The organism is Streptococcus sp. HMSC066F10, from assembly GCF_001813805.1.
In the GTDB taxonomy this organism is placed as follows: domain Bacteria; phylum Bacillota; class Bacilli; order Lactobacillales; family Streptococcaceae; genus Streptococcus; species Streptococcus vaginalis.
In genome coordinates this window covers 22,574-38,160 of record NZ_KV813983.1, presented here as the reverse complement: position 1 = coordinate 38,160, position 15,587 = coordinate 22,574, and the positions used below count along the sequence as shown (strand labels likewise).

The 15,587-nt window shown below is 44.3% G+C and carries 17 protein-coding genes; all 17 read right to left on the bottom strand.

All coding sequences use genetic code 11. The annotated features are described in order from the left end of the window. Positions 1 to 9: 9 nt before the first annotated feature. The 17 genes from HMPREF2933_RS05495 to HMPREF2933_RS05415 all read right to left on the bottom strand — a co-directional run bounded on the left by HMPREF2933_RS05495 (position 10) and on the right by HMPREF2933_RS05415 (position 15,542). Complete coding sequence (locus HMPREF2933_RS05495) at positions 10 to 2,925, bottom strand: phage tail spike protein (protein ID WP_017646697.1); 2,916 nt, start codon at positions 2,923 to 2,925, stop codon at positions 10 to 12. Next, positions 2,925 to 3,650, bottom strand: a complete 726-nt coding sequence (locus HMPREF2933_RS05490) for a phage tail protein (RefSeq protein WP_017646696.1) — start codon at positions 3,648 to 3,650, stop codon at positions 2,925 to 2,927. The genes HMPREF2933_RS05495 and HMPREF2933_RS05490 overlap by 1 nt, the downstream gene beginning before the upstream one ends. After that, positions 3,647 to 6,766: a phage tail tape measure protein gene (locus HMPREF2933_RS05485; protein ID WP_017646695.1), complete on the bottom strand. Its 3,120-nt coding sequence runs from the start codon at positions 6,764 to 6,766 to the stop codon at positions 3,647 to 3,649. The genes HMPREF2933_RS05490 and HMPREF2933_RS05485 overlap by 4 nt, the downstream gene beginning before the upstream one ends. Positions 6,767 to 6,948: 182 nt before the next feature. Further along, complete coding sequence (locus HMPREF2933_RS05480; RefSeq protein ID WP_001249611.1) at positions 6,949 to 7,368, bottom strand: hypothetical protein; 420 nt, start codon at positions 7,366 to 7,368, stop codon at positions 6,949 to 6,951. Between the two features lie 11 nt (positions 7,369 to 7,379). Continuing rightward, positions 7,380 to 7,949: a major tail protein gene (locus HMPREF2933_RS05475; protein ID WP_017646694.1), complete on the bottom strand. Its 570-nt coding sequence runs from the start codon at positions 7,947 to 7,949 to the stop codon at positions 7,380 to 7,382. A gap of 2 nt (positions 7,950 to 7,951) precedes the next feature. After that, entirely contained in the window at positions 7,952 to 8,278 is a 327-nt protein-coding gene (locus HMPREF2933_RS05470; protein ID WP_017646693.1) for a hypothetical protein, read from the bottom strand. A gap of 8 nt (positions 8,279 to 8,286) precedes the next feature. Continuing rightward, the gene (locus HMPREF2933_RS05465; protein WP_017646692.1) at positions 8,287 to 8,655 is read right to left on the bottom strand and encodes an HK97 gp10 family phage protein; all 369 of its coding nucleotides are present in this window, start codon (positions 8,653 to 8,655) and stop codon (positions 8,287 to 8,289) included. Next, a complete protein-coding gene (locus tag HMPREF2933_RS05460) occupies positions 8,648 to 8,986 on the bottom strand; it encodes a head-tail adaptor protein (RefSeq protein WP_017646691.1) in 339 nt (112 codons plus the stop codon). The genes HMPREF2933_RS05465 and HMPREF2933_RS05460 overlap by 8 nt, the downstream gene beginning before the upstream one ends. Next, complete coding sequence (locus HMPREF2933_RS05455) at positions 8,986 to 9,243, bottom strand: head-tail connector protein (protein WP_017646690.1); 258 nt, start codon at positions 9,241 to 9,243, stop codon at positions 8,986 to 8,988. Before HMPREF2933_RS05455 ends, HMPREF2933_RS05460 begins: the two co-directional genes overlap by 1 nt. After that, the gene (locus HMPREF2933_RS05450) at positions 9,240 to 10,448 is read right to left on the bottom strand and encodes a phage major capsid protein (RefSeq protein WP_017646689.1); all 1,209 of its coding nucleotides are present in this window, start codon (positions 10,446 to 10,448) and stop codon (positions 9,240 to 9,242) included. Before HMPREF2933_RS05450 ends, HMPREF2933_RS05455 begins: the two co-directional genes overlap by 4 nt. A gap of 12 nt (positions 10,449 to 10,460) precedes the next feature. Further along, the gene (locus HMPREF2933_RS05445; protein ID WP_017646688.1) at positions 10,461 to 11,159 is read right to left on the bottom strand and encodes a head maturation protease, ClpP-related; all 699 of its coding nucleotides are present in this window, start codon (positions 11,157 to 11,159) and stop codon (positions 10,461 to 10,463) included. Further along, positions 11,152 to 12,447, bottom strand: a complete 1,296-nt coding sequence (locus HMPREF2933_RS05440; RefSeq protein ID WP_017646687.1) for a phage portal protein — start codon at positions 12,445 to 12,447, stop codon at positions 11,152 to 11,154. Before HMPREF2933_RS05440 ends, HMPREF2933_RS05445 begins: the two co-directional genes overlap by 8 nt. A gap of 68 nt (positions 12,448 to 12,515) precedes the next feature. Next, complete coding sequence (locus HMPREF2933_RS05435; RefSeq protein ID WP_017646686.1) at positions 12,516 to 12,719, bottom strand: hypothetical protein; 204 nt, start codon at positions 12,717 to 12,719, stop codon at positions 12,516 to 12,518. 69 nt (positions 12,720 to 12,788) lie between these two features. Next, complete coding sequence (locus HMPREF2933_RS05430; protein ID WP_017646685.1) at positions 12,789 to 13,127, bottom strand: type II toxin-antitoxin system RelE/ParE family toxin; 339 nt, start codon at positions 13,125 to 13,127, stop codon at positions 12,789 to 12,791. Then, positions 13,120 to 13,413: a type II toxin-antitoxin system RelB/ParD family antitoxin gene (locus tag HMPREF2933_RS05425; RefSeq protein ID WP_017646684.1), complete on the bottom strand. Its 294-nt coding sequence runs from the start codon at positions 13,411 to 13,413 to the stop codon at positions 13,120 to 13,122. Before HMPREF2933_RS05425 ends, HMPREF2933_RS05430 begins: the two co-directional genes overlap by 8 nt. A 66-nt stretch (positions 13,414 to 13,479) precedes the next feature. Then, the gene (locus HMPREF2933_RS05420) at positions 13,480 to 15,072 is read right to left on the bottom strand and encodes a terminase large subunit (protein ID WP_017646683.1); all 1,593 of its coding nucleotides are present in this window, start codon (positions 15,070 to 15,072) and stop codon (positions 13,480 to 13,482) included. After that, a complete protein-coding gene (locus HMPREF2933_RS05415; RefSeq protein WP_017646682.1) occupies positions 15,069 to 15,542 on the bottom strand; it encodes a phage terminase small subunit P27 family in 474 nt (157 codons plus the stop codon). The genes HMPREF2933_RS05420 and HMPREF2933_RS05415 overlap by 4 nt, the downstream gene beginning before the upstream one ends. Positions 15,543 to 15,587 lie beyond the last annotated feature (45 nt).

Sequence of the window (15,587 nt, the reverse complement as noted above, 5' to 3'; positions counted from 1 at the left end):
ATCTCCTTTCTACTTGGCATCAATAAAACGACAAACTAGATGCTTGGCATTATGCCTTGCGGCTTCTAGTCGGTAATAACCAACCTGTAAGGTCTCCACAAAAACCCCATGATGAATTTTAATGACACCAGCTGTAACCGTCATGACGGCATTACCAGCTGACTTAATCATCATCCCTTGTGAGGTTAATTCGATATATTCAGAGTTATCCTTCTTACCAATAATCACCCCATTATCACCAGCTCTCAGATAAGTATTGACAAAGTTAAGCAATAGACTGTTGGCTTTAAGATCGGCTTCAATCGCTGCGATACGAGCTGTATTATCAATAAAGTCTTGATTAAATTGCGCAAGGACAGCTTCATTATTCTTCTCAAACTCTTTATAAGACTTGAGCCAATCAGCTACTTCTTTTGCCAAAGCTCTCGCTTCAAGGTCCACTCGGAGAGATTCTGTCTTTTCAGTTAGAAGGTCTAATTGCTGCTTCATAAACCCGTTGTCAGCTTTGGTATCAATCTGAGCGATAAGATCATTCAAAGAAGGCCCAGGCGCTGAAGCAACGTTGCCATCTTCCAATTGAACATTTCTAAGATAAACCACATCTCCTACTGACCACGAACCTGACTTTAAGTAAAAGATATAAGAATAGTACTGATAACTACTTACTTTCCATGAAGAAACAAACCTTTGCCAATCTGTTGTTACTTCGTAAGCTTTCGTTCCACCGAGTTCACAACCCATATTGAGTGTGACAGATTTTGAACACTTAATATCAATTGAAAAAGTCATAGTCGCACCAATTCGACTCCTTAAATCATAGAAGTTCCGATGAAATCCAGCTGTACCTGCTTTGGTACAGGTCATCTTTACAGTCACGCCACTAACAGAACTCGTATCCTCAACCACCTCCTTCTTCCACTCAGAGGTTACTGATGAAAAGGTCACAGCCTTCATGGCGTAATCGTCAATGTAATTACGACCTCCCAGTTCCGTTCCCTCAAAAAAGGAAGACCAGGTATAGTCACTAGGATTGGTTGAAGGCGTAGCACTCTCCCTATTGACAGCTAGTCCGAGGTAGCGTTTGCCAGTTGAGACGGCAGAAATCCCATCTCCCTTGTCACTATCTGCGTACATGCGCCAAGTGTATAGGGTCTTTCCATCCTTACCAGCCTTTCCATCCACACCCTTATCCCCATAAACTCCGATGACAATTGGCGTTGTTACCGTTGTTGAGCCATTAGTAAACGTGGTTTTTTCATAGTTCCACAGATACTTAAGCGTTGAGGTGAGTGAGGGAATAGTTTTGCTCCAACCAGAGCTTGTTGTGGTAATACCAGTCTTTTGTGCAGAGACTAAGTAGTACTGCTCCCTTAATTGAATGCCCACCCCATCTGCTCCGGCGTCCCCCTTTGGTCCAGGGGTTAAAGAGATAGTTTTAAGATCAACTTTTGTCGCTAGGCTGTCCCCTCTCACCTTTAGGAGTGGCGTATCAATTGAAAGACTCCCATCCCTATCCAAACTAAAGACTGGGGTGTGCTGGCCAGGAATAACAACCTTGTCTGCTTCAATTTCTAGGCTCTTCACATACTCTGATAGAATCTGTTGAGAGACAAGCCTTGTCATCCATGCTGAACTAGAGACGGTCAACTCATCAATCGTAGCTTTTTGGAGTGCTGCGACTCGTGCTTCAAGGGCATCCGTTGCCAGATAATCAAGGGCAGCTTTCTTCCCAGAACGCTCACCTTCTGCTTTGGCCTTAGCGATACCATCTTCAACTTCTGTTTGAAGACGCTCAAAGTGCCTATCAAAGACCTTCTTAAAATTAGCTCGCTCCTTAGACGCACGGTGTTCTGTAGCCGACTGATTGACATCAAGAATGGTCTTAGCCGCACTGGTTAGCGAATTGTTTCCTGATGATCCAGAGGTTGTAAAGCTAACCTCATCATCAAAGGTCACCAAAAGATACACTTCTTCTAGAGCATCAAAGGTATAACTAACTGCCTTTTTCTTAACATCTACCTTGTGCTTTTGACTTTTAAGAGTGACTGTATCTCCCAGATGGACTTCTTGACCATCAAGCTGATAAGCTTCAACGGTTATCTGTCTAGAGATGCTATCGATGTGCTCATGCGTGAACTTAGCCATCGCCCATTGGCGCAATTCTTCCTCTGTCTGAAGCGTGTTATTCTCATACCGTGCTTCGTGGACATAAGGGTATTGGTTAATGAGGGGACTTTCCACAACGACAGAAAGAACGGTATCCTCATCACTACCTTCTATCTGAAAGGTTGAGGTCGCATAGATGCGCGTAATGACCTTCTCAGAATCACCCTTATCCTCAAAAGCTTTCAGATTGTGATGGCTTGTGAGAATAACTCCCTTATCGTTGCCACGGTGTTTCTTAACTATCAGCTGAAAGTTATCACGAACGAGCTCACCTTCCCAGGTTCCAAGGATGGAATGTTTACCATCCATTAGAGCTTGATAAAGTGTCAAGTCTTCGTCAGACACATAGGTATGACGCTCCGTCACATCACTGTCAAAGCTAAAAAGTCCTAAATCAGATGGACAAACCTCAACCATCCTCATAAGGGCTGATTGGCAGGTGGTATTAGTCGCAGAAAAGGGCTTAATTTGACGTTTCATCACATCATCAGAAATGTGAGAGCACTCAAGCTCTACCCTATCGTCTTGAATTTTTGCCTGCTTAACACGAAAGAGCTGATTCCCCAAATCAGGAGTTGGACACAAAATCAACTCGTCTGCTCTAAGGGTTTCATGAACACCTGAATCCGTAATGGGGTAAGTTAATCGTAGCTGAAAGATACCATTTAGCTCCTCTTCGACCGTTGCACTCACCGTTTCAAATAATGGCTGACCATTCCATTTCGCTGTCTTTGTTTGACCATCAAGAAGGTAAAGCATCACACCCACCCCCAATTCGTCTCAAAGGTAAGCGATAGTATCCCACTGCCTAAAATCACTCCGACAGATTGTGTTGGATGACTAGCATCAATCGTGATGAAGTCCCCAGACCACTTGACAGCTTTCCCTGATAGGGTCTTAAAACTAGGACGGTCTGGGTGATTCACCATAACAAGAGGCTCTGTAAATTTCTCAATGCGAATCACTTGGTCCCCTACTGTAAACGAAGTCTCTGATACGGATTGACCAGTTATGGTAATGCTAGGAAAGGCAAGGGCAGATCCTTGTGTTTTTAACACACCATTGGCACTCAAAACTTGCCTATCCACACTCTTAAAAAAGCGAGTGGGGTGACAGATAAAGGTCACATCAATCACATACACATCATGGTCATCCTGCTTGATGTCAAAGCTATCCGTTCGGTAACACCAGAGCCTGGTGAGCTTAAGGCGTTCACTTTCTAGCCAAAACCCTTCCTGCATGAGATAAGCCGAGAACTCATTGACCCCTTTCTCACTCGCACCAATCAGATACAAGCGATAAGGTTTCTCAATCACTTCACGATGCTTATTGGTTTGAACAATCGCCCCACTCAATCCACGATGGTCTAGGAGTTGCGTTTTAGACCGTGGCACTTGAATGCTCGGTCTATCTTCCACAAGAACTTTAAAAAGAAAAGACGAGGTTCCTTTTCCATTCAGTACCAATTCATTATGTTTAATCACACTGTTCCTCCTCTCAGTAAGGCTTGTCGATTCATTTCATCAGCTAATCGACCAGCCACATAATCGGCTAGTTTTTTCATATCCGCTTCTTCACGAATCACAACATCCGTGATATTGACTGTTATGCTTGTTCCCTTGTTAGGCATGGTGGCTGCGATGCTGCGTCCGATACTGCCAAGAGTTTGGTTATTAAGAGGTAGAACTGCTTCACGTCCTGCCTCTCCTCCAACCATCAAGCTATCCCCTGTCATACCAAATGCCGTTGGCTTAGTCAGAATTCCACCCTTGGCGTACCACTGAATGGAAATCTTAGGTAAGCCACCTTTTAACCAATCAAGGGGATTGGCAGAACCTGACACACTAAAGTGCGGAAGAGGAATATGCGGCCACTTAATCTTGAAATTAAAGAGATTCTTAATGGCATTGATGGCTGAAGAAACCGCATTTTTTGCCCCATTGATAGCAATTGTAATGGTCGATTTGACCCCATTCCAGACAGAGGACACTGTGTTTGAAATACCATTTAGGACACCTGAGATAGTAGCCTTCATTCCGTTCCAAACGGAAGATACCGTTGAGCCAATACTAGATAGAATGGAACTAATCGTGGACTCAATGCCATTCCAGACATTACTAACAACACCCTTGATACTATTGAGTAAGTTTGTCATGGTGCCTTTGATACCATTCCAGGAATTGGAAATGAACTGCGCAATGGCATTTAGAACAATCGAAATCAGTGACTTGATGGCTTCCCAAACTGTAGAGACGACCTGCTTGATGGTTTCCCAGGCACCTGACCAATCACCCGTGATAATCTGCATAACTGCCTTGATAATACCTAAGACAACATTGATGGCTGTTTCAACGACCACTTTAATGATGTCCCAAGCTGTCGTGATAATCAGTTTGATATTCTCCCAACTGGCTTGAAGGTAAGGTCCAAGAATGGTCATGATGGTTTGAATGACTGTTGAAATAGCTGTCCACACGGTATTTGCGGCATTAAGGATTAGCTGTTGGTTCTCTGTCCACCAAGTAGTCAAGGTTCCCCATATCGACATAACAAAGCTTGATATCTGTTGGATAATGACAGATAAAAAGGCATAGATGGCATTCCAGATTTCTGTCACAGCTGTCCGAAAGCCTTCGTGATGTTGCCAAAGTTGTTGAATCCCAACAACCAGTAAGGCAATAGCGGCAATAACACCAAGAATAATCCCTACGATTGGAGCTGCTGCAGTTACCACCCCCATAATGGTTGTCCCCATAGCCATAGTGGCCGCTTGCAGGGCAATGAAAATCGGTAAGACTAAACCAAGAGCTGCGACCAAACTTCCGACGATGACAATAAACTGCTTGACTGGCTCTGATAGCCCAGAAAACCATGTGGCAACAGCTTGAAGTAAACTCGCTAATATTTCCAAGATAGGAGCTAGGGTTGCGGCAATAGCGTCTCCTATTTCAGCCATCGCTAACTTCGCCGTGTTTTGAGCGGTTGTAAACTGATCAATAGGATCAAGCGTCCCCTCATAAGTTTGCGTTACAATCCCAGCTGCCTTATCAGCTGTTCCTGCTAAATCTTCAAAAGACAAAGCACCACGCTTGATGGCATCAACCATACGAGGAGCTGCTTTACTTCCGAAGATTTCTGAGGCAAGAGAAAGAGCCTCTGTTTCACTGGTTGAAGTTTTGATTTGCTCAATGGTTCCAGCAAGTCCATCTTGAAGCGTAAGCCCATCGCCCGCATACTTAACAGCTGCCTTTGAGAGTGACGAGAGTGCTGCAGAAGAATCAACCCCTGCTTTTTCAAACTGTCCCATCAAGGTGACGCCCTCATCAAAGGAAAGGCCAAGGGCTTTGATTTGTGGTGCTCCCACTACTGCCTTGTCCATCAACTCTTGGACACCAACACCTGTTGCTTGGCTGGTATAAGTAACCGTGTCTAAAACACTTGATAAATCAGTCGCTTCAAGTCCATAGGCTTCAATCGCTTGTTTGGCTGAAAGGGCAGAGCTCGTCACATCACTCCCATTGATCTCTGAGAACTGAATCAACTGGGTAGAGGCTGATTTAAGAGCATCTCCTGTTAACCCAAATTGCGTATTCAACTCCCCTACGGCACTTCCTGCCGTATTAAAATCCGTTGGTAGTTCAGTGGCTAGGGTTTTAGCGATGTCTGTCATCTCTTCAAGGGCAGAACCAGTCGCTCCAGTTTTTGTGACAATGATATCCATACCCTCATCAACTTCAAGAAATGCGTCAAGCGATTGTTGACCGAAGTCAATCAATTTCTGTGACAACTCTCCCAGTTGGTCGCCAAACTCCATGAGAAGGTCAGCCTTTAAGAGGCTGTTTGTCTCTTCCAAAGAAGCCTTGGAACTCGCAGAGCTAGAGGCCAACTCCTCCATCTCATTTTGGAGATTGTTGTAAGCGGTCTTTGTCTCATTAAGAGTTTTCTCAAGCTTGTTAGCTTCAATTGAATTCTCCCCATACTCGCTCTTTGTCAAAGAGAGTTGTTGTTCCAGATTATGAATCTGTTTCTCAAGGATTTCTGAATGAGAAGCGACCTTTTGTTCGGCAAGTGCTAACTTATCAGCCTCACTTGCAGTCGAACCTAAAGCCGATTCTTGTAGCTTAAAGGAACTATTGAGTTTTTCGCTTTCTGACACCAACTGTGCCTGCTCATTTTGGAGACGATTGAGCTTGGACTGATTGGTTTCAACCTGCGCTCCGTTTTCTGAGAGAGCTCTGTTAACACTTTCTAGCTTTGATTCATAGCCCTTTAAGACTGTTTGAGTACTCTCCACCTCACGTTGGAAGGCACGGTATTGGTCTGCACCGATGTTACCGGCCTTGAACTGAGCCTCGACTTGGGCTTGAGCTTGACGAAGTGTGGCGAGTTTTTCTTTAGTTGTTTCAACTTGTTTGGCTAAGACTTCCTGCTTTTGGGTCAAAAGAGTGACATTGCCAGTATCAAACTTAAGAGCCTTGTCAATCTGACGCAGTTCTTTGGTGGCTTCAGAAGCCTGTTTGTTCACACCCTTTAAGGCATTTTGTAAGGGCTGGGTGTCGCCACCGATTTCAATGGTGATCCCCTTAATGTTTCCTGCCATCGTCACTCCTCCTCCCTACTAGAAATTGTCAAAGTCTGCTTGGGTAGCTTTGCGAACACCAGTCTCATCTCGGCTTCTTAGCTCCACATAATCCGTCTGATAATCCAGTGCCATGCCAATTGAGATGTGCTTTAAGTCATCAATGGAAAGGCCAGTCTCCTTACAACAAGAGAGGTAACTCTCTACCGTGAAGATTTCCTCGCTCGCTGTTTCGGAAGTTTCTGCTTTTTTCTGGTTGTCATCCCTTGGTTAAGCATGGACATCAAGACTGGCCCAACTTCCTGAAGGGGAAATTCCTCCATCGACATAAAGAAATCCTCGAATGGTTTGATTCGAGGATTGGCTGACTTGGCAAAGACCCAAAAGAGACGGTGGAAAAAGGTCATGTCGAAATCAGACAAGATAGATAGGTCAATCTGACTAGCCTTTAACTCTTCCCCCTCTTCCAATTGCTCAAGCTGTGTCATGATGGATTCCGCACTTAACATGTTAAAGAGATCCTGGAAATAATCTTTTCCAAATTGTTCCTTATAAGCAATTGGGGTGTAGGCATTCGTAGCCAAGGGATAGGTTTTCCCAGCAATGGTGATGTTTTGTCGCATGTTCTCCTCCTTTAAGCAGCTGGTTCAAAGACAGACTTAAACCAGTTCTCACGAATCTCATCACTTGTTTCTTCAGTCGTTCTGCGGCGAACAATCTTATCAAGTGGGCGTGGACTTGCCGTAAAGGTCAACTCTACCTCATTGATATCAGACCCAGACTTGGTTTTAGAGCCTACAGTTGGGCGTGAAGCGTAACAGTAATAAAGCACATGAAGCGTCTCTTTCTTGTCCCCTTCAAATCGGAACATGAGAGCGAAGTTCTTTTTCTTGCTGCTGGCAATCTCTGAAATGGTATTGGTGGTCACATCAAGTTGCTCGCCCAAAACACGAGTCAGAAACTCCTGAGACAAGAGGGCAACTTTGAGTGTTCCCTCATAGCCGTCATTGGATTCAGAGGTGTAAAAGTTGATGTTGTCTGCCTTGTAAGAACCCTTGTCTCCAGTTGGTTCAAGGGTTAGTTCTGCAGCACCACGAAGGCGCTCGACAGTACCATAAGTCAAAGCACCGGCAGCTCCCTCACTGGTGACTTCTGCCCAGTGGACATCTTGTAGGCCAAAGGTGACCTTGTTTTTTTCTGCCATGGTTATCCTCCTAATAGTGTGATGGAATAAATGGTTTGGTAGAGTTTCTCACTAGTGATGTAAGTCTCTACCTTGTCAAAATAAAGACGGTGGGCATCAAGAACTGATTCCACCGTCTTTTCTGTTGCTAAATCTTTCTTTGTCGTGTAAAGCTCAATCTGGACGTTGAGCCTTTTGTGATAAGTCCAGTTATCGGCCCCAAGATTATCTGAATCAGTGACCAGATAAACCATAAAGGGCGGACTGGGGCTGTGCCCTTCCTCAAAATGGTGATAGGCTACTGGGAGTTTGGTTGCTTTCAAGACACGGAAAAGCTCTTCAAATCTCATAGACCACCTCACAGTTTCTGTCGCAATTTGTCTTCAAACGACTGAATTGCCTTTTTCTCGACAGGAGCGATGTGCTTTCGCCCTTCAACCCGACCACCATTTTGTTTGGCATGCCCATCTTCAAGCAGATGAGTTAGCCCAGGCGTTCGGTTATGAATGGTTTTAGTCAGATCGGTATTGGTGTCAGTCGTTGTCTTACTCGTCCACCCTTTAGCATATTTCCCTCGTCGTTTTGGGGAAGTAACCTTTAAGGTATCAACGGCATCGTCTGTCACTTCCTCAACCACCTCACGCATGACATCTGTGGTCTCTTTGGCATAAGTCGTCAGCTCCTTTTCTATGACAGAAGCTAAATCATCAAGTCCAATCTTAGTCATAAAGCTCCTCCTTAGTCGTAACGATATAAATCAAGCTCCGTGGCACCGTATCACCATCAATAGACTCTATGGCATAAAATTGCCCACGAAAGAAAATCCGAGTCGTTAAAGAATTAAGGACAAGAACCTTCTTGTCATAACGCAAGGTAAACTGCACCTTGTTATGAATCAGTTTTGTCGCACTCCCATCACTTTCAGTTAAAGCTAGTGGACGACAAGAACACCAACGCATAAAGAGGTCATCCCAAATGGCCGACTCGTTTCCGATGTCGTCCTGCTTGAGTCGCTTTTCTTGAAAGACCAACTGTTCTCTTAGAGGCGCAATCTTCATCAGAACACATCCTTTCTATCTGCCAAAAGCAAATGATAGAGGGTTTCCTTCAACTCCTTGTGATTGGCTTCTTCACGGTGTTCATAAAGATAGGCAACCCCATAGAGGATTGCCGTCTTTAGAACTTCTGAAGTGGATGTCTCACGAAGGATATCTTCACAGAGTTGGCGGCTAGTTGTCATCAACTGCTCGATTAGATAGTCCTCCTCGCCATTTTCCACTTTCAGATAGAGCTTGACTTCTTCTAACGTCATCATGCCGTTTTACCTTTGATGGTCAAAGTCTTCACCGCTTCTGGTAGAACGAGTTTCCCATCCACACGCTGGCTGGCAAGAAAACCAATCTGACCATTGTTAGCGTAAAGCTCATTGAGACGCTTGAAGGTACGCCCTTGACGGTCCGCAATCCAGTAGTAAGAGAAATCACCAAATGCAATAGCTTTGTTTCCTGCTTCTGGAAGTGGCGCAAAAGTTGACGTGTAGTAAGGACGGTTGAGAATCAAATCAGGTTGACCAGCCTGTGTGGACGGTTGCCAGATGTAGTTTCCGTTATTGTCCTTGAGCTTACGGATTGCTTTAACCGTAGTATCGTGGAGAATCCAGACTGCATTCTTACGGTAAGGAGCAGGAAGCGAGTGGTAAAGCTCAATCATGTCATCAAAGGTGATGTCTTTGGTTGCGGTCGTTGGTCCTTCTACGTCTGCTTGAGTAAAGATACCTGTTGGTTTTTTTGAACCATCACCCACCAAGAATGATTTTTCTTCTTCTGTACCGATGCGGCGTGCAAACTCAGAAGTCATGTAAGACTCAAGGTCAAAGACAGAGTCATTGAGCAATTCTTCAGAGATACGGATTGCTGTCCCAATCTTATGTGAATCAAGAGTCACTTGACCAAAAGTCTCATCCGTCTCTGGATAGAGCCCATTCTCGTCCATCCAAGAGGCAGACCCGTGACCCGTAACAACTGGAATCTTACGCTCACCACTAGAGGTTTTGATAACAGTTGCCAGGCTACGGAAAAAGTTTTCTTCTTGGAGACCCTGAATCAACTTTTTCTCGTATTCATCAGGGACAAGGTGTCCGCCTTCTGTGTCTTCACCGACACGAAGAACATCCTTCACGTCATAGAAGTTACGCTTACGAACACTGGTCCAGAAAGTCTGGGTGTAGATGTCTGATGCCACACCTTTCTTTTCATCTTCTTTTTGGTTATCGACAATGACTGTTGGCTGCGTCGTTAGAGCTTGTGAGGTAGGTTGCGCCAGTTCAAGGTCAATCTTTTCTTGGCGCTCCAAGCGAGCAATTTCCTTATTGTAGAGCTCGATTTTAGATTCCATCTCCTCATAGCGTTTGGAATCTTCATCCGATACCAAGCCGTCTTCAGAGCGAACAGTATCCAGAAAGGCTTTCGCTTGAGCCCAAGCAGCGTTACGTTTTTCTTTCAATTCAAGTAGTTTAGACATAGGTATTCTCCTTTATTTCAATAGGTTCAATCGTTTTTCCAACTGATTGAAAGGGATTGTTTTCTGTGGTTTAGGCGGTTGAAGGCTCGCTTGCAGTTTCACCACCAAATCATGAGCAGCAGTCACTCTACTAAAGGTATAGCTATTTTGATGATCCTGCTCAGGTGTCTCCTCTTTCTCAAAGAGCACTTTATCCGCAAAACCAAGCTCCACAGCTTTCTTGGCATTGAACCAAGATTCCGAATCCATAAGATGAGAAATCTTGGTTCTGGAAAGTCCAGTTCTAAGCTCATAGGCATTGATAATGGACTCCTTAATTTCGCCAAGCATCTCAATGACCTTGGCCATATCTTTCGCTTCACCTTGCGCAAACGTCCAAGGGTTATGAATCATCATCATGGCAACTGGACTCATGGAAACTGTTGTCCCTGCCATGGCGATGACACTGGCAGCACTGGCGGCTAGACCATCAATGATGACATGGACATCGCCCTGATAATCCATAAGCATGTTATAGATTTGAGCGGCCGCAAATACATCACCCCCTGGACTGTTTATCCAGAGGGTGATGTCGCCTGTTCCTGCTAACAAATCATTCTTAAAGAGCTGCGGGGTGACTTCATCCCCAAACCAAGTCTCGTCCGCAATCTGTCCCTCAATCCGAAGGGTGCGGACTTCTCCTTCGTCAGTAAAATTCCAAAATTTACGCATCTTCTTCCTCCTCTGGTGGGCCTTCAGCTGGTTCCGTTTCTGTCGGTTGCTTCATGAAACCACCAGCATCTTTTAATTTGGTCATGTTTCCGTTAATCAAGTAGAGGTTTCCGCCTTCTTCATCAGAGAGCAAGTTCAAGTCTTCTAACTCACGAATGTCATTAGTCGAAAGCCAGCCATTTTGCCGTGCGATGGCATAGCCATTCATACGACTTTGGTAGTCTCCACGAAGCAAACCGTCTACATTAAACTTGATAAGATAACGCTTCTTTTCTTCAGGTAAAAAAAGAGACCTCTTGAAGGCCTGCTCTAACCGAACTACCCAAGGGTCTAAAGTATATTTCACAAATTCAAGTGACTGCTGTTCGATATTTGAAAAAGACGACTTCTCCAAATCCCCAACCATATGGGGTGGAATGCGGTAAAGCCGTGCAATTTCGTTAATCTGAAACTTCCGTGTCTGTAGAAACTGGGCTTCTTCTGGTGGAATACCGACTTGGGTATACTTCATCCCTTCTTCAAGAACTGCCACCTTATGGGCGTTGGTCGCCCCATTATAGACAGCATTCCATGAATCACGAACTCGTTTAGGATCTTTCAAAATCCCTGGGTGTTCTAAGACACCACCTGGGTTAGCACCATTTTTAAAGAAGGCTGCCCCATAATTTTCGGTCGCTAGTGTCATCCCAATCGCATTTTTTGCCATGGCAATCGGTGAGTAACCAATCAAGCCATCAAAGCCAAGACCAGGCACATGAAGAATATCCTCCTGCTTCAATAGGACTGTCCCTTTATCTTTGAAGTTAGGATTCTCTTCGGTTTGCCTTTGGTATTTGTAGTAGAGTTTCCCACTATCATCACGGTGGACAGACATCTTATCTGGCAAAAGCGGATAGAGACTAATCACTCGTCCAGCCTTATCCCTGATAATCTGTACATAAGCATTTCCCCATATTAACAAGTGACTCATAATCGTCTCTCGAAAGACAAAGGATGACATCTCAGGATTGGGCTCATCATGGAGCAGAAAGTAAAGTGGATGATCCATCTTTCTCTCCTTACCATTGGTTGTGCGTCCGTAAACATGTAGAGGGAGACTTGCGATAGCTTCTGCCAAAATACGCACACAAGCATAAACTGCCGTCGTCTGCATGGCCTTAAATTCATCCACATTCTCCCCACTGGTTGTGCGACCAAAGAGGTAAGAAAAGTCCTGTCCCTCATAGCTATTTCGAGCTACAGGCTCAGCCCTTGCCCTTTTTAGTCCTAGTACATCAAGTAATCCCATAATCCCTCCTTATTTTGGGTACGAAAAAAGCACCTCCGCATTTGGAGATGCTTCATGCTATATTCTTTTTAGCTTTCCAAAATAGTCTCAATCAAATCTCGAATTGACGTCACCGAAGAGTGATGTTCGATATCTTTTTCTTCAAGTGAATAAGCATAAACACCAGTCTCGTCTGACCAATAGGCCACAGCATCATTCTCTGAAAATTCCCCTGCAGAAACTTTATCTCTTAACTCGGCTACGATTTTCTCTTGAATTTCTTTAATCGTCATATTAAAACCTCACTTCTTAATAGTTCTATTTTGACTCTAAATCCTAACTTTCGGTCAAAAAATCAATGGCTATTTATTAAATAATTTAGCCCAATTTTGCTTTGAATTCATAATACGAGCAACGTTGACGGTGTGTTGCTCTATAAAATAAAAAGCAATATGGTTTTCGATAGGCATATAGCGATAGATTTTACCATCATCAGTCAATTGACCATAACCACGACTTGATACCAAAGGACAGGCCTCAGGAAAAGTTTCTAAGGTTTCAAGAGCAGATAATATTAAATCAATCTTCCCATCTGCAGATTGCTGGCTATAAAAGTTCACTAAGATATAGTCATGGATATCCCTCAAGTCTTGCTTTGCATGGTCTGCAAGAAGAACATGGTAACGTTTGTGATTAGTCAAGGCCAAATTCCTTTCTGACATCAGAGAGCGCAGTCACCTTGCCCTCCATGATATCTTGATGCCCAAGTAAAATCTCCTTTTTTAAATCTTCAAAGGCGATTTGATACTGTGATTCTGTTAAATCGCTAGAAACGAATTCTTTTGCATCGACTGCCCCTGTTGCAATTTTACGGAGAGCCGCATTGAAAACATCAGAAAGCGTTAACTTTTCATCTGCTAGAATTGCTTTGGTTTGTTGGTAAAAGGCAGAATCTGCTCTAAAATTGACTGGTTGAGTATTTGCCATAATAAAGACCTCTTTTGTAAAGATGATTTGTATTTACATTTTATCAAACTTCTCTTTATACTTCAACTAAAAACTCAATATCCCTCGCTCATCATAGACACTAGTTTCATCACCTTGGTGGCGAATACAACGGTCAAGTCCCATGATAAGTGACACAATACCGTCAATCTTCTCGACTGACTTTTCCTTGTCTGGCTTGATGTTACCAGCAGGGTCTTGTCGCATGACTACATTCTGTCCCATCCATTTAAGAACAGGATGACCACCGTGTTGGATTTTCCCTTCCATCATGAGTTTGTAGAGTTCCTTGGACGGTGGGCTCATATCCTTATAGCCCTGTCCAAAAGGCACCATGGTTAAGCCCATTCCTTCAAGGTTCTGCACCATCTGGGTCGCATTCCAACGGTCATAAGCAATCTCCTTGATGTGGTAGGTTTCAGAGAGTTGTTCAATAAAGGCTTCGATAAAACCATAGTGAACAACGTTCCCTTCGGTTGTCTTGATATAGCTCTGCCTTTCCCAAACGTCATAAAGGACATGGTCACGACGACATCTTAGTTCCAAGGTGTCCTCTGGTAACCAAAAGAATGGCAAGATGATGTAGTTCTCCTCGCTATGTCGTGGTGGGAAAACCAAAACAAAGGCTGTAATGTCAGATGTGCTTGATAAGTCAAGCCCTGCGTAACAGTCACGACCTTTAAGAGCTTCATAATCTATCGGGGCATTACCTTTGGCATAGACATGTTCAGGAATCCAAGCCACGCTAGAACTCGTCCACATGTTGAGTCGGAGTTGCTTAAAGACATTCTCCTCTGCTGGGTTATCAAGAGCCTGTTGATAGGCTTCACGAACACGGTCAATCCCAATGGTGTGCCCAAGGGACGGATTGGCTTTTAGCCAGTTGGCTTCGTCATTCCAATCATCTTCATCAGAAAGGCCATAAACCACTGGATAAAAGGACGTGTCCTGCTTTCGACCTTTAAGGATATCGAGAGCCTTGGTGTGGAGTTCATAACAGATGGAGTTTTTATCTGTCCCAGCTGTTGTGATGATGAAAAAGAGAGGTTGTTCCCTGGCATCACCAGAACCTTTGGTCAAGACATCATAGAGATGACGATTGGGTTGGGCATGAATTTCATCAAAGACAAGACCTGACACGTTAAGACCGTGTTTTGTCCCTGTCTCAGCTGAAAGGACTTGGTAAAATCCAGCATTGGAATAATTCACTATCCTCTTTGTCGCCCCCATAATCTTGGAGCGTTTCTCAAGCGGTCGGCTCATGAGAACCATTTGTTTGGCAACGTCAAATACAATGGAAGCTTGGTTGCGGTCACAAGCCGCTCCATACACTTCCGCACTGGCTTCATTGTCAGCATACAAAAGATAAAGGGCAATAGCTGCGGCAAGTTCAGACTTACCGTTTTTCTTCGGAATCTCGATGTAGGCTGTCAGAAACTGACGATTACCATCTTCCTTAACAATCCCAAAGAGGTCACGAACAATCTGTTCCTGCCACGGCAACAAATCAAACTTCTTCCCTGCCCACTTCCCCTTGGTGTGGGCAAGGTTGTTGATAAAGGTAACTGCCCTATCTGCCTTTGCCTTGTCGTAGTGGGAAGTCGGAAGCATAAAAGGACTCGGTTCATAGTGATAAGTCATAGAATACCTCCTAACAAATCCTCCATCTCATCACCAGTACCAACCTCCGCATCCATAGTCGCCAAGCGATTACGAGCTGATGGTGTCAAACCAAACTGCTCACAGAACTTGAGCATGATTTTCAGGTTGGTTTGACTGATAGATACCTGTGGCACTTGTTGGAGATAACCATTTGGTGTTTTGATGATGGACCCATGTTTGGAGAGAAACTCTTCGGCTTCCTTCCAACGTGCATAGGCTTGGCAATAGCCTGCGAAGGCTGTCATATCCATCTCCGTTAATATCCCCATTTGTTCGAGGATTTTTCCCATCCGTTTCCATTCCTTCTTGGCATCATCTTCCAGCCACTGTGGGCAACGTGGGGCTTTCTGTTTGGGCTTAACCTCGTTAATCGGTAGAGGTCGTTTCCCTGAGTTTCCTTCAAGTATTTTCAAATTGGTAGGCTTTGGTTTTCGCCCTCTAACTGCCACGGTCTCACCTCCTTTTTGGCACAAAAAAAGGCTTCAAACAGAAAC